The sequence below is a fragment of the Shewanella intestini genome (assembly GCF_018221465.1).
In the GTDB taxonomy this organism is placed as follows: domain Bacteria; phylum Pseudomonadota; class Gammaproteobacteria; order Enterobacterales; family Shewanellaceae; genus Shewanella; species Shewanella intestini.
Genome location: NZ_JAAIKR010000010.1, coordinates 86,604 through 101,134 on the forward strand (window position 1 = coordinate 86,604; position 14,531 = coordinate 101,134).

At 40.4% G+C, this 14,531-nt stretch carries 13 protein-coding genes and 1 riboswitch; of the genes, 7 read left to right on the forward strand and 6 right to left on the reverse strand.

Features of this window, described 5'->3' with window-relative positions:
• Positions 1 to 22 precede the first annotated feature (22 nt).
• The 5 genes from G3R48_RS11110 to G3R48_RS11130 all read right to left on the reverse strand — a co-directional run bounded on the left by G3R48_RS11110 (position 23) and on the right by G3R48_RS11130 (position 6,228).
• Positions 23 to 1,987: a TonB-dependent receptor gene (locus G3R48_RS11110; protein WP_153664079.1), complete on the reverse strand. Its 1,965-nt coding sequence runs from the start codon at positions 1,985 to 1,987 to the stop codon at positions 23 to 25.
• Positions 1,988 to 2,109: 122 nt separating this feature from the next.
• A riboswitch (cobalamin riboswitch) is annotated at positions 2,110 to 2,301 on the reverse strand.
• 129 nt (positions 2,302 to 2,430) lie between these two features.
• Positions 2,431 to 3,099: a hypothetical protein gene (locus tag G3R48_RS11115; protein WP_153664081.1), complete on the reverse strand. Its 669-nt coding sequence runs from the start codon at positions 3,097 to 3,099 to the stop codon at positions 2,431 to 2,433.
• Between the two features lie 133 nt (positions 3,100 to 3,232).
• Complete coding sequence (locus G3R48_RS11120; protein WP_153664083.1) at positions 3,233 to 3,529, reverse strand: DUF3622 domain-containing protein; 297 nt, start codon at positions 3,527 to 3,529, stop codon at positions 3,233 to 3,235.
• A gap of 116 nt (positions 3,530 to 3,645) precedes the next feature.
• A complete protein-coding gene (locus G3R48_RS11125; protein ID WP_153664085.1) occupies positions 3,646 to 5,559 on the reverse strand; it encodes a peptidase U32 family protein in 1,914 nt (637 codons plus the stop codon).
• Positions 5,560 to 5,667: 108 nt separating this feature from the next.
• A complete protein-coding gene (locus G3R48_RS11130) occupies positions 5,668 to 6,228 on the reverse strand; it encodes a phosphoribosyltransferase (RefSeq protein ID WP_153664087.1) in 561 nt (186 codons plus the stop codon).
• Positions 6,229 to 6,557: 329 nt separating this feature from the next.
• Between G3R48_RS11130 and G3R48_RS11135 the strand changes: the two genes are divergently transcribed.
• The 6 genes from G3R48_RS11135 (at position 6,558) to G3R48_RS11160 (ending at position 12,423) form a co-directional block, all read left to right on the forward strand.
• On the forward strand, positions 6,558 to 7,979 hold the full coding sequence (locus tag G3R48_RS11135; RefSeq protein WP_194823877.1) for a pepsin-like aspartic protease: 1,422 nt from the start codon (positions 6,558 to 6,560) through the stop codon (positions 7,977 to 7,979).
• Entirely contained in the window at positions 7,976 to 8,533 is a 558-nt protein-coding gene (locus tag G3R48_RS11140; protein WP_153664091.1) for a GNAT family N-acetyltransferase, read from the forward strand. The genes G3R48_RS11135 and G3R48_RS11140 overlap by 4 nt, the downstream gene beginning before the upstream one ends.
• A 45-nt stretch (positions 8,534 to 8,578) precedes the next feature.
• Positions 8,579 to 9,376 (forward strand): SAM-dependent methyltransferase, encoded by a 798-nt coding sequence (locus G3R48_RS11145; protein WP_153664093.1) that lies wholly within the window; start codon positions 8,579 to 8,581, stop codon positions 9,374 to 9,376.
• Between the two features lie 62 nt (positions 9,377 to 9,438).
• Positions 9,439 to 9,708: a hypothetical protein gene (locus G3R48_RS11150; RefSeq protein ID WP_153664095.1), complete on the forward strand. Its 270-nt coding sequence runs from the start codon at positions 9,439 to 9,441 to the stop codon at positions 9,706 to 9,708.
• A gap of 21 nt (positions 9,709 to 9,729) precedes the next feature.
• Entirely contained in the window at positions 9,730 to 11,457 is a 1,728-nt protein-coding gene (locus tag G3R48_RS11155; RefSeq protein ID WP_194823878.1) for a tetratricopeptide repeat-containing diguanylate cyclase, read from the forward strand.
• A 192-nt stretch (positions 11,458 to 11,649) separates the two neighbouring features.
• The gene (locus tag G3R48_RS11160; RefSeq protein ID WP_153664099.1) at positions 11,650 to 12,423 is read left to right on the forward strand and encodes an SIMPL domain-containing protein; all 774 of its coding nucleotides are present in this window, start codon (positions 11,650 to 11,652) and stop codon (positions 12,421 to 12,423) included.
• A gap of 159 nt (positions 12,424 to 12,582) precedes the next feature.
• Here G3R48_RS11160 and lgt read toward each other — a convergent pair whose 3' ends face one another.
• Complete coding sequence (gene lgt, locus G3R48_RS11165) at positions 12,583 to 13,368, reverse strand: prolipoprotein diacylglyceryl transferase (RefSeq protein ID WP_153664101.1); 786 nt, start codon at positions 13,366 to 13,368, stop codon at positions 12,583 to 12,585.
• A 226-nt stretch (positions 13,369 to 13,594) separates the two neighbouring features.
• On the opposite strand from lgt, the gene G3R48_RS11170 reads away from it, so the two are divergent.
• Positions 13,595 to 14,434 (forward strand): pseudouridine synthase family protein, encoded by an 840-nt coding sequence (locus G3R48_RS11170; protein ID WP_153664103.1) that lies wholly within the window; start codon positions 13,595 to 13,597, stop codon positions 14,432 to 14,434.
• Positions 14,435 to 14,531: the final 97 nt, after the last annotated feature.

The window sequence follows — 14,531 nt, forward strand, 5'->3', positions numbered from 1 at the left end:
GATGAACAACAAATAGTATAACTTAGAAACGATATCCTGCAGTTAACCGAACCTCACGCCCTGTCCCAGCATAAAAGCCACTGCCCCAAACAGAAAAATAACCTGCTGCAACATATTTTTTATCGGTAAGATTGTCGACACGTAAACTTGCTTGCCAATTATGTTGTTGAAAATTTATCGAAAGATGAGTTAATAGATAACTTGATAGTTTTTCACCCACATTGCCATTATCGCCTTCCATATAACGCTCCGCGGTATAGACTCCTTCAGCAAAAAATTGCCAATTATCATTCAAATCATAACTGAGAAAACTACGCCCTGAGTGCTCTGCTACCCATGACAACGCATTGCCTTGATTTTCACCTTCAGTAAACTCAGCATCAATGTAGTTATATTCAACGCCAAGCAACCAGTCTTTAGCAAAATTAAGCTTATATTGCCCACTCACTCCATAACGTTTTGAAGCATCGGCATTAATGTTGGCACCGCTACCTGTTGGGCCGTCGGTGCGGCTACCGTCATAAACAATTTCATCTTCTAAGTCTAAACGATACACATTAAGGCTTAAGGTTTGAGCGCTAGTTGTCCAGTCCCATCCTGCTTCATAAGAGCGCCCGGTCTGTGGGTCTAAGCCAAACGTAGTTATTGGGGTAAAGGCTTGCTCATCGATTTTAGCGAATCGAAAATTATCATCTGCGCGGATATAAAAACGCTGATGCCGGTTAGGTCTAAAATTTAGCCCTAATTCAAATGCATGAGCGTCATTGTCTAGCGTTACTCCTGTTGGATATAAGGTTCTGTCGGTTAAATCATCGCTCACATCGCTATAGCGACCACCGACGACATAAGATAATTGCGCTGTAAGTGGCACAGTTGCTTGCACAAATGCACTTGTCATTGTTTGAGTGTTGTTTCTAACGGTATAAGCTGAATCAAAATCTGCTTTTCCGATTAGCAAGTCAACGCCGCCGATCAATGTCATCTCACCATGGTCTAGAACATATTTACCAATGGCTTTCGGTAAAAAGCTAAACTGACTGCGTTCATTGGTACTCGGACCAAAAATATTGGCAGTACTAAGCGTGTCGGTATAACTTGCTTCGACATTTACAGCCCATTGCTGACTAAGTTGTCTTTGATAACCTGAGCGCACAGATGTCGTCATCTGATGCGAGTCATTAATTGAGGTGTTGTTAGACAAACGAGGATCAAGCTGATATTCGCTTTGTGTTAATGCCCCTGGCACTTGGCGATAATCATCAAAATAGTTCGACTCAACAAAAAAGTCTTGTGCGTCATCTTTGTATTGAATACGCCCTAAAATTGAGCCAGTTTTATTTTCATTATTTTGACGATAATTATCTGACTTAAGATGACTACCAGCTAAAAAGTAACGCCAATTAGCTGAGATCTCTCCTGCAATATCACCTTTAACTTCATAAGTATTAAAGCTGCCACCTGACAGCTGTAACCCACCGCCGCTACCGTTAGGCGCTTTGGTGATGATATTAATCACCCCGCCTACCGCTTGATCGCCATATATCACCCCTGCAGACCCAGAGAGGATTTCAATTCGTTCAACTTGATTTAACGGTACAGAGTCGATACTGGGCGCGGCGATATCAATGTTATTTAATCGACGCCCATCAACCATGATCAAGGTGTTATTACTCGCACCAGAAGCACTAAAACCACGCATTGAAAAGGTTGCCCCCGAGCCATTGTCAGCCACTTGAATCCCGCTGCGATTACGCAATAAGTTAGTGACGTTTGTCGCCCCGCTTAATTGAATTTCAGCTGAATCAATTACGGTGACATTAGCGGCCATGTTCATTGGTGTGGTTTCGCTACGGCCAATGACCACTATATTTTCCATGGTCTCATCCGTTGCCGATTGAGTGACAGGTGTTTGTGCGCCCACATGAGCGGAGGTGAAACTGAACACAGCAGTAATGGCAACTGCTGTTAACGTTAATTTAGTACCCATTTACCTTTAACTCCTAAAAGGAAAAATGGGGCAGGAGCGCCGTAATATACACAAAAATAACTAATTTAAGTCTATTTAGGCATATTACACTTCGAGATCTGCCCACCGAAATCATCGAAATCATCGAAATCATCTTTAGGGCCGGTCTCCGGACTTAGGTTACATGAGCATGCTCAAACAAGTTTAAGATTAACGTCATATGCACGCCTTAAACTTTTACCATTCACCGTTGCGGGGGCAGTAACAGCTTTGCACTATTTTCCCGATTATCCAATAACTTATCAGTTATCAGCACCACAAAAGATTGACTTATTATTTCTCTATCCAGAGAAATATAACAGGCGATATTATATACAGAGATGGATATTTAGGAAGCACTAATTTAACAATAAAAACATCGCGGTAACAAAGGCGATTTAAGGATGACAGAAGGGATGTCAGAGTTAATCTTGCAGCATAAATTGTTGATAATTTTCAGCCGTTAATGGCGCATTTTCAATTGAGAATGTGTCCGTACGTTGTGATTTATGAATAAGATACATATCTTCAGATCCACTCACTACGGTGAAGTAACCAATTTCGCCTTTAAGCTTGCTGGTAAACGCTTCATTTGCAAAAGGGGTGGCATGATGAATATTTGGCATTACAGTACAGCCTAGAATGCCATGCACTGCATTTAAGTCATCTAATTTAGACGATCCCAGTTTTTGATAAATAATTTCACCTTCACAATGCTCACGGTACTTATCGGCCATGGTATCGAGAAACCGTTCAGGATTAATGTCATTTGCTAAGCCTTTAAAACCTTGCATGCACACCATGCCGCTCCAATCATTTAAAGATTCGTTGCCGGGAATAAATTCAGCCATGAACATATCACCTAGAATTTCATGAAAGGCCAGACGCCAGCTTGGCGGAGGAAGGAAACCAAACTGTTTTGCAAACCGGGTAAGTTGTTGAACATTTTTAGGCATTTCAACTTGTTGAATACCATCAACGTCGTTGACATCAGGCAGGGAATACGCAGGTTTTTTATCATTGGCGCTCACACAAAAAGAAGTACTTAATGTCATAAGTCCCCCGATAACGGCATAAGCTACCCATGTTTTCATTTGCTGCGTCCCTGTGTGCGATTTGTAACTTAACCACCGTTGAAGATGATTTAATCAATATACCCTACTGAAAATATTACAAATAAACAAATCTTTAAATCTAGCGCTAATGTAATATAGCGTAATATTAACGTTAGCCTGCTAAATCGTCTTCATCAAGCTCGTCCGTCATCGCTTCAGCCGCAATCGCATCTGCTAACGATTTCGCTTTTAAATGCTTAGCCGTTTTACGTTGATTACGTTCAACTTGTTTTGCTAAAAAGCCAGATAATGCTTCTTCGCCCCATGCTTTTGCTTCTGCTTCAGTGGCAAAACCATCATGACTTTTAGATACTACGGTTTTGGTCGCTGTCATTTTACGGGTAATTTCTGTTTTCCATGTTGATTCTAGTTTCACAACACGAAAATCATATTTTTTACTTTTGCTCATTTGATCTTTCCTACTACTTGCCAACAGGCATACTGAGTTGTGTATTCACACAAAAAATAAAGCTTATCAACACCATTGATAAGCTAAATAACGGGTCTTAACGCTTTAAATAAATATTAAGACTTAACTAATTGATTTGAACCTACGATCATCATTTCGCACTTTTGGCAGTCAAAAACTAACTTCAGTTTGTCTTTGCCAATGTCTAAATGCATAGGTTCAGCTTTAATACCTTCCACTTCTTTAGGGCACAAATTAAAGCTATAACGCAGGCAGTGCTTAGTTACCATTAATGGAGCATCATGCAACACGTTGTTTTTTTCATAGGTGTCTTCTATTTGAATCACCCCATGTTGCTGATAAAAATCACGTGCTTGTTCATTAGCCACGTTTGATAAAAAGCTCAATGATTTTTGTGGAAAACGTGCTTCGCTATCGTGTGCCCAACGCGCAGGCCGTTGATAGCCTTCAAATCGAATTAGTGATAATTTTTCAATAGCATCACGACGCAATTCATTCACTTGTGATGCGGGTAAAAACCACACTTGCTCGGTTTGAATATTGACGTTATTCGCCACGTAATCTGTTGTGCCTAATTTAGCTAATTGTTTCTTTAAATTAGCAGCGGCTTTAGCTTGATCGTTTGCAGCAACCTTATCGCACTCTAGTTCAACGCTTGCAGCAAAACCATGGCAATCTTTTACGGTTAACATCAAGCCCGCGCTTGAGTCAGCCAGTTCAATATCCACCAGCACGTTGCGCTTTGCAGAAGGCTTATTAAGGGTAAGTTCAAACTTATGGTCAAAGTTACGGAACATCATCACCCCAACGGTTAAGTCTTTGGGCAATTCGGTAAAGTACAACACATTGCCATCAGCACGGTTGATACGTAAACCTGAAATTTTGTCATCCGATAGCCGCTGCGACTCGAAATGCTCAACGAAATAACATAAACCGTCACCGTTATTGAATACGATATCTTTGCCACTTTCACGCGTGTCTATTTCAATAAAATCTTTACCCATACGTTTAATTCGGCCAATTTTTTCACCAATAAACTTTGGCGAACTAAAATGCTCAATGGTTTGGGTACGCTCAGTAACAAAATAATCAGTTTTACCACGGTTAAAGCTCTTGTCAGGATCGGGAGTGAAATTAAATTCACAACGCCCATGCGACATAGACTCTAGGTCTTCTCTGCTATCGATAATAGCATCAAGTTGCTGGCGATAATGCGCAGTCACATTCTTCACGTAACTAATGTCTTTTAAGCGCCCTTCTATCTTAAAGGAGCTCACACCAGCATCAATTAATGCTTCTAAATTATTGGTTTGGTTATTATCTTTAAGGGATAACAAATGCTGGTTCTGGGCTAAGACCTCGCCTTCTCGAGTCGAGAGATTACAAGGTAAACGGCACATTTGTGAACACTCACCACGATTAGCGCTACGATTAGAAAACGCATGGCTTAAGTTACACAAGCCGCTGTAACTGACACACAAGGCACCATGAATAAAATATTCCAGCTTCATTTGTGTGCTTTGGGCGATATCTTTAATTTGCGGTAAGTTTAATTCACGCGCCAATACTACCTGAGAAAAACCCACTTGTTCTAAAAACACAGACTTTTCAGGCGTGCGGTTATCCATTTGGGTGCTGGCATGTAACGCAATAGGCGGTAAATCCAGTTGCAAGATACCCATGTCTTGAATAATTAACGCATCAACACCGCCATGATATAAATCCCAAATTAAGGCTTGTGCAGCTTCAATTTCGTGGTCCATTAAAATGGTGTTTAACGCCACGAATACTTGTGCATGGTAGGTATGGGCAAAGCTTGCTAAGCGGGCAATATCTTCGACACTGTTGCCTGCATTATGACGCGCCCCAAAAGCAGGGCCGCCAATATAGACAGCATCAGCACCATGGCGAATAGCTTCAATGCCAAAGTCAGCATTTTTAGCAGGCGCTAATAATTCTAATTGACGCTTTTTAGATGCAACGGGGTTAAAAATATCGACAGCAGCCATAGAGTAGTTTCATTTATTCAATAAGATAAAAAAGTGCGCCAACAGTATATTGTTGGCGCACTTCAACCGATAAGGTAATTTTAACAAAGTTGAGTTAAAAATACTCGATTAGATGAATAATTCTTGAATATTCTTAAAGTCAGACTTTCCGTTAGCAATCTCTTCAGGGTTCAAACCCGACACTTCATGTGGGAACACTAACCAATCATCTGACTCATGAATGTAATAGTCAGGCTTCAATGTCACCTTGGTATTGTTCGGTTTGTAATAAGGGCAAGCGATACGTATATCGGTGGGTACGTTTAAGCGCATAAATTTAGTCAGTTTAGCAATAAGCGCGTCAACACTACGACCTGAATCAAACACGTCATCTACGATTAACAGTCCGTCATTGGCATTGGCATTTTCAATAATGTAATGAAGGCCGTGAACTTTGATGTTTTTATCTTGCTGATCAATGCCATAGTAAGAAGATGTTCGAACAGCTATATGGTCAGTTTCAACTTTTTTAAAATCAAAAAATTCTTGTACTGCAATACCAATTGGAGCACCACCACGCCAGATACCAACAATAAACTGTGGTCTAAATCCACTTTCGTAAACCTGAGAGGCTAACCTGAATGAATCTTCAAGTAACTCTTGAGCGCTAATATAGTGTTTCTCTGACATTGGTATACCCCCTAAATTTTGTGCGGCAGATTCTATATTAAAATGTTGTGGTTTACTGCAGATATAGGTCAAAAAAACAATAAAAAATTAGACGTTATTATCATTTTATCTTATACCTCTAATGGCCTAATTAATTTGTTTTACGCTGACTTAGCCTGAGTAATTAATACTTTCCGGTGAATTGAGGTAAAAGCTCACCCTTTATCACTCTCTTAGTGTAGATTAGCTTTGAACGTTAGCGATGACTAAAGTAGCGATTAATCACTACAACTTTTTAATGATAATAACGAGTCTGCACTCAATAATAATAACAACATGGAATGGATATCATGGCACAAGCTCACCCGTTAGCACTCCCGCTTCTTAATATACATGCCAAAGGGGGTTATACGGTCACATTGGAAATTGGCAGTGAGAAGGCAAAAGTCAATTTAATCGTAGACAGCGGCAGCAGTACCTTAGTTGTAGGACAATTAGCTTATCACCCCGAGCAAGATCAATCTCTCACCGCCACGACCTTTGCTCAAGAAATTCGCTATGGCATTGGTGGTTGGGATGGTCCAGTCGTCCATACCGATGTCACCATCGGTAACACGGCTTTTGCCATCACTTTAGAACAATGCCCTGTCGCTGTCGTGTCATCACTTGAACAACGTGAAACGTTTGGCGGCGCAAATGGCATTTTAGGGCTGGCTTACCATCAACTCAATCCCAGTTATGATCTTGAAAAATACCTTATTGAACACCGTATTACCCCAGCAAAAACATTCCCTTGGCCTTTTTCTGATGCTGGTAGTGTTCACCATGGCGATGGACAAACACCCTTTAGCAGCCACGATCTTGCCCGCTTCAAAGCTTTTTTAAAAGACCATCCAGAGCAAGACATCTTGCCTTACTTTACCGAACTAGAAACCCAAGGTTTATGTGCTAATAAATTTGCATTTTATTCGCAACGAAGCAGCATTCATATGGCAACTGAGCAACCAACCAAAGCAGTATTAGCCGCTGATCCATTAAACCAAGGTTGGTTAATCTTAGGGGGGGGTAAAGAACAAACGCATTTATATCAAGGCGAGTTTCAACATATAAAGGTCGAACATGAGGTTCATTACAATGTCACATTGTTAGGAATTAAAGTCGCAGGCTTTGAACTCATACAAGCGGCCCCTCTAAAGCCTGAATATCAGCATTTTTTAACCAATGGCATTGTTGATACCGGTGTCAGCGGCATTATGTTAACCGACGTATTATTTAATGGTCTCAAACAAAACCTGGCGCAATTAGCCCAAAAGCAACTAAGCCAATCTTCCGCTTCTATCACGCCACCCCAAGATTTTATCGCACTTATTGACCCATTTAGCGATCTCGACGCTCAAGACGTTGGCATTGACATGGATAAGCTCGACTTAAGTTTATGGCCAGATATTGAATTTGTATTTGCAGGACATGCCGAGTGTGATGGCACCCCACACAATGATCATCTTGACGGTCATCATCATGACCCTCACGACCCACAGCCGATGACGCTCATCTGTAAACCACATGATTACTGGCAACTTAATAGCCCCATTAAAGGAAAAGCCTGCTTTAAAATCATTGGGAAGCTGGCTAACTGGGCTAATCAAACCTTAGTCGGCTTACCTTTATTGAATAATTATTATGTGATTTTTGACCGAGAAGAGCACGGTTCTGGGGTGATTCGCTTTGCAGAACAAAAACCACCACAACACAATTCGACCACGCCAATATGAACGTCAATTTTACCAGCGAAACCTTATCGATGCATTTAATCAGCCAGGGGGAGTTTGAGCTATTTAGCATGCTTTACAGCAACCCAAAAACCATGCGAAAAATTTGTCAGCCCTTTTCAAAGCAGCAAATAAATGCGGCATTTAACCTTGCGCTTAACAAAACGGTCGATCAAGCGACCCCCTATTGGATGTGGGTAATAAAACACAATGGCGACGCCATAGGGTTACAAAGTTTAGGCATGAGAAAACCACACGCTCAGTTCGCCGATATTGGCTTAATGTTATTACAACATGCTAATGGAAAAAGCCATGCCATCAATGCCACCGTCGCGTTAATGTCAGTCGGATTTAAGCTTCTTGGATTTTCGCGTATTTATGCCGATTTTGACTCAACCAATCTCGCAACCAAGCGCATCACTAAGCGGCTCAATTTTATTATTGAATCTAACGAAACTCAGGATAAACACGCCCCAAAAGTACAAAAAACGACCACTTGTTATGTTGAAGCTGAAAATTGGCAATTTCCGCTGCCCAAAACCAACAACAACTGTTAAATTAACGTAAAAAACAATAACAATCATTTACACAGGTATCACGTAATGAAGGGAAGTTTAGTTTGCGTAGGGCTTGGGATGACATTAGGCGCTCATATAAGCCCCATCAGTCAAAGTTACATTGAAAATGCTGATGTGGTATTTAGTGGCGTATCCAATGCTATCGTTGGAGTGTGGTTAGAAGAAATGCACCCAGACGTTCGTAGCTTACAGCCCTTTTATCAACAAGGTAAATCACGCAATACAACTTACCAACAAATGGTCGATGCCATGTTGGAACAAGTGAGATTAGGAAAAAAAGTCGTCGGCGCGTTTTATGGCCATCCTGGCGTCTTTGCTAAGGCACCACATGTGGCAATTGAAACAGCGAAAAAAGAAGGCTTTAGTGCACAAATGCTACCAGGGATATCCGCCGAAGATTGCCTGTTTGCTGATTTAGGTATCGACCCAGGTAAAGTTGGCTGTCAGCATTATGAAGCCAGTCAATTTATGTTTTATCAACGCGTTATAGACCCTTCAGCTTATTTAATCTTATGGCAAGTTGGCATTGCAGGAGACAAATCCTTAGCGCGTTTTGAAACCACTCAAGCTCACAGGCAACTGTTAGTAGAACTGTTACTTGAAACCTACCCAGCCACTCACCAGGTTATTTTATATGAAGCTGCGGTACTGCCGATTGACCGTGTCCGCCAACAGTATGTTGCCTTAGACGCATTGGCTGAAACCGACATGTTCCAACACACAACCCTCGTCGTCCCGCCTTGTCAAAGCATGCAAAAGAACACGCTCATGCTGGAACGGTTAGCCTCATTAGAAAAAAGTTTACTCAACCACACAAGCTAATTATAGCTTAACGACATTTGCAAATTATATGTTGGATTTGCAATTATATTTAAGGAGAAAATATGTCAAATATCATTCAATTACTTGCCCGTATGGGGCAAGATTCACAGCTGCAAAACCAAGCTGAACTCACAACCGCGGTCAATCAAGCGCAGATTACAACCGAACTAAAAGCGGCACTTCTGCAGCAAGATGTGCACGCCTTAGAAAAACAACTCGATATTTGCCCTGATGTGGTATGCATTATGGTGCCTGCAGAAGACGACAAGCCGGATGAAAATCAAGACAAAACGCCTGAGTCAGAGACACCACAAATACAACTTAGTGCATAAATGATAAGGGTAAAGATAAAAATGAAAAAACTCATATCAATGATATCTATTTTTATCTTTACCGCTTTTTTACCTTTCAATTTAAATGCCGATTATATCGATAAGTTACTGACTCAAGCTGACAATATTCGCAGTAGCGATCCATCAGAATTTCACAATTTATTGACTAAATTAGCGCAAAAAAAAACCGAACTAACCCTAGAGCAAAAGGCTTATTACCAATACCTTTATGCTTATAAATTGTCATTTATTGGTGATTTTAAACAAGCCGTTGACGTATATAATGCCATTCTCGCTAATCAGCAGCACTCCGCCAGCATCAGATTTCGAACCCACCTTTCACTGGTGAACATTTTTGCTATTGCCAAAAATTGGAATGAGGGCTTAAAACACTTATTAATTAGCCAGCAATTATTACCACAGATAAATCAAACTGAATTTAAGCACATGAGTATGCTAATTTCAGCCGTGTTTTATAATCAAATTGGCCAATACACATTAGGACTGAACTATGCAAAAAAATTACAGGCCGATGTGTCTAAAAGTCGTGAGCAATGTATGGGGAAATATTTAGAAATTGAAGCTAAATTTCGCCTAAATGAACTCACGATATCAGATGCAATATTTGATAACGCCATTGCCCTATGTAAAGAAATGAATGAATCCGTCGTCCTTGCTGGGGTTTACACCACGAAAGCGAACATATTCATTAATAATACGCATTACGCTGATGCAATAACCTTACTGTCTTCACAGCAATCCTTGGTCGAAGCCACTAAATATCCTCCTTATATTGCTTACTTTTATAGTTTACTCGCCCAAGCCCATTTTAGCTTAAATCAAACTCAGCAAGCCCAAAACTACGCCTTAAATGCCATTAAATTTACCCAATCGCTTGGGAGTTCTGAACCCTCGGTCATAGCAAACAAAGTGTTATACCTGATTGCAGAAAAAAATAATGACATGAGCGCGGCACTATCGTATTTCAAGCAATATGCCGAAGCAGACAAAGCCTATTTAAATGGCATAAAAGCCAAGCATTTAGCTTTCCAGTTAGCCCAGCACCGTGCTTCTGAACAACGTAGCCATATTGAATGGTTAAGCCAACAAAATAATCTCCTGCTGTTAAAACAAAAATTCGATAAAGTTGAAGCTGAAAATAATCAGCTGTTTATCACCTTATTGATTGTATGTATTACCTTACTATCCGCATTTATTTACCGCAGTAAAACCACCCAAACTAAATTACGTCACCTTGCGCAAAATGATGGATTAACAGGGTTATTTAACCGTCGTCATTTTACTCAAGAAGCCAATCGCGCCATCAATAAATGCATTAAAAGTCAGCATCCTGGCAGCTGTATTTTATTTGATTTAGACAAATTCAAATCCATTAACGACACCTATGGTCATAAAACCGGTGATTGGGTTCTCAAAAATGTGGCCAATACCTGTAAACCAATAGTCAGAACCGTGGATATTCTTGCACGTATTGGGGGAGAGGAGTTTTGCGTATTTTTGCCTAATTGCAGTAAAGCAGATGCATTGGTTATTGCAGAAGAATATCGACACCAATTAAATCAAATTAATACTGCAGATACAGGATTTGAATTTACCATTAGTGGCAGTTTTGGTGTCAGTGACTTTACCACCTCAGGGCACTCTTTAGAAAAACTCATTGCCGATGCAGACAGTGCGATGTATGACGCAAAAACCTCAGGTCGCAATAGGGTGTGTTTATTTAAATAACTCCTTTTCAAATACATGCCGTTTATACCTGCGTTAGTTAACTTGTTTAGATAATTTATCCCATTTGGCAAAAGGCTGAACTTACTTTGCAATACATCATGTTGATGCATAAATGAGTCAGGTCATCGTCAGTCACAAGGGCAAGGCAGCAATGCCATTATGTAAACACCTTAATTTTATGTAGGAGAATATATGTCACGTACTATTGGTTATTTCAGTTTTAGCGTTAACTTGTGTTTATTGTGCGCATTAATGCTTAATCCAGTCCATGCTGTCGTGCCTAGTTTTGCACATCTTGAGACCCGTGGTTACAGTAAAATTGTTACCCATGCGGATATGGCTATCATCAACGTAGCCGTTATCAGTGATGCAAAGACTGCGCAACAAGCAAAAACGTTATCCGATAACGCGGTAGCAAGTTTAATCAACAAACTGACTCAGGCCAAAACCTCAGCAGATAAACGCTCTGCCCCCAAGTCACCTCAAGCAAAAAATACCCAAGCAAAAATAAATATGGCCGACATTCATACGGCTAATTTAACCCTGCAACCACAGTATGACAGGCAAAAAAATCAGCCTAGAACCCTTGTCGGATACCAAGCTACTCGTCAAGTCAGTGTCACTGTTCGTCAATTATCGCAACTCAATGACATCCTTGATAATGCCATTATCAACGGTATCAATCGCATTAACTATATTGAATATCAAACCAGCCAGGCTGTAAAAATTAAGCAGCAAGCTCGTCAACGTGCCATTAAAGATGCGCAGCAAAAAGCCAAAGATTTAGCCGAAGGTTTTAACACAGAAATACAAGGTGTGTGGAGAATTCGCTACCAAGACCATCAAGTACACCCTGTACGCCAACAAATGAGAGCCATGGCATTAGAAGATAGTATTAGTCAAAGTTATCAACAGCATGATGTCACAATAACTGACAACGTTGATGTGACTTTTCGTCTGAAATAAACCTAGCCACATTGACTAATGCCTAAATAAGCACAGCTTTTACGGCAATAAAAAAGCCACTTTACCGTGGCTTTCTACTTTCTACTTTCTACTTTTAGTCGTATCTATTCATAAAAATAAAGCATCTGCTCGCAATAGCGACGTTTTACTAAAAGCAAACTATTTAGCGGTTTTAGTAGGTAATAGCGCTTTAATAAACAGTATCACGCCAACAATCAAAAACGGAATACTCAATGCCTGACCGGTCGTAATAAACTGCTCATGGTAGGCTGTTTGACTCACCTTAACTGACTCAATAGCCCAACGCGCACTAAAGATAAACAATAAGAATAAACCAAATATACCACCATGTTTTTGTTTTAATTGTGTATTGCGATAAATCGCATACAAGACCACAAAGCTAATCAGGTAAGCCATCGCTTCATAAAGCTGTGCGGGATGACGGGCAATATTATCGACACGCGCAAACACAATCCCCCATGGTTTATCCGTCGGATTCCCCAGAATTTCTGAGTTAGCAAAGTTAGCAATCCGCACAAAAAAGCCAAAAATGGCTGTAGCTATTGCTAATCTATCCAACAAGAATAAAAATGCTAATTTGGTCTTTGTGTGGTAATAAAACAGCGCTAAAATCGCACCTAAACCACCGCCATGACTGGCTAATCCCCCCTCCCATATGTATAGAATTTTAAGCGGATGACTGAGGTAAAACTCAGGATCATAGAAAAAGCAATGCGCTAACCGTGCACCAACTATAATGCCAACCACACAATACATTAATAAATCATCTAACGATTCAACCGGTAAACCTTCACGCTTATAAATATGCTTCATCACTAAAAAACCACAGCTAATGGCTGTGGCAAAAAGCACACCGTACCAATGCACCATAACCGGACCTAAACTGAATAAGATCGGGTCAAAATTCCACACAAAATGTTCCAAAAGGGTATCTCCAAAAAACGTAATCGCAGCAATCATATCCAGTTATGCGCCATAATTCGAGTTAACATTATTTGAAACGCTTCCACAATCATCATTTAACGACAAAAAAGCCATAATGACGCCCCCATTAGCCAGGAAATAGCGTAAAATTATTGCCTGCGGGCAAAGCAATTAAGATGACCCTACACCTGCCAAACCTAATTCAGTGGATTAAAAACAAATACCCATGAGCTTTGAAAAAATACAATGCCACATTAAAGTGACTAGCATCGACGTTGATGCCGTAACCTTATTGGCGCAAGAAACGGGTTTATCAAAACAAAAAATCAAAATAGCCATGCAAAAAGGCGCGGTTTGGCTCACACAAGGTAAGCAAACCTTACGTTTACGTCGTGCAAAAAAAGCCTTAAAAATAGGCAATGAACTTGACCTGTACTACAACCAACAAGTCTTAGATGAAGCCGTAACACCTGCTGAAATGTTATTTGACGAAGGTGAATACAGCTTGTGGTACAAACCTTATGGCATGCGAAGCCAAGGATCAAAATGGAGTGACCACACGACCATCGACCGCTATGTCGCACTTAATTGTCAACCTCAGCGCAGCGCTTATTTAATTCATCGTCTTGATAGAGCGGCAACGGGATTGATGTTGATTGGCCATACCAAAAATGCCACTCGCGCTATCGCCAATATGTTTGAAACGCGAAACTTAACTAAGTATTACCAAGTGATCGTTCACGGCAAGTTTCCAACAGGTACCGTGAGCATAAATACTGATGTCGATAACAAACCCGCGTTGTCACATGCCACACTTATTGAGTATCAAGCCCAGTTAAATCAATCATTAGTTTCAGTAAAAATAGAAAGCGGCCGTAAACATCAAATACGTATCCATATGGCAAGTTTAGGCTACAGTGTGGTGGGAGATAGATTACATGGCAAAGCCGATGAGCAAAGCCCCAACTTAAAACTCACTAGTTGTTATTTTGAATTTACTTGCCCATTAACTCACAGCGTAAAAGTATTTGAGTTACCCCAACATTTACAACCCAGTTTTGAATAATGCCACCTGAGGCTTAACTAAGATGGCGGTAACGAATATCAATCAGCAGAAGCTAAATAATAAATAAATTACTCCGCTTTGCTGTTATATTTTGTCA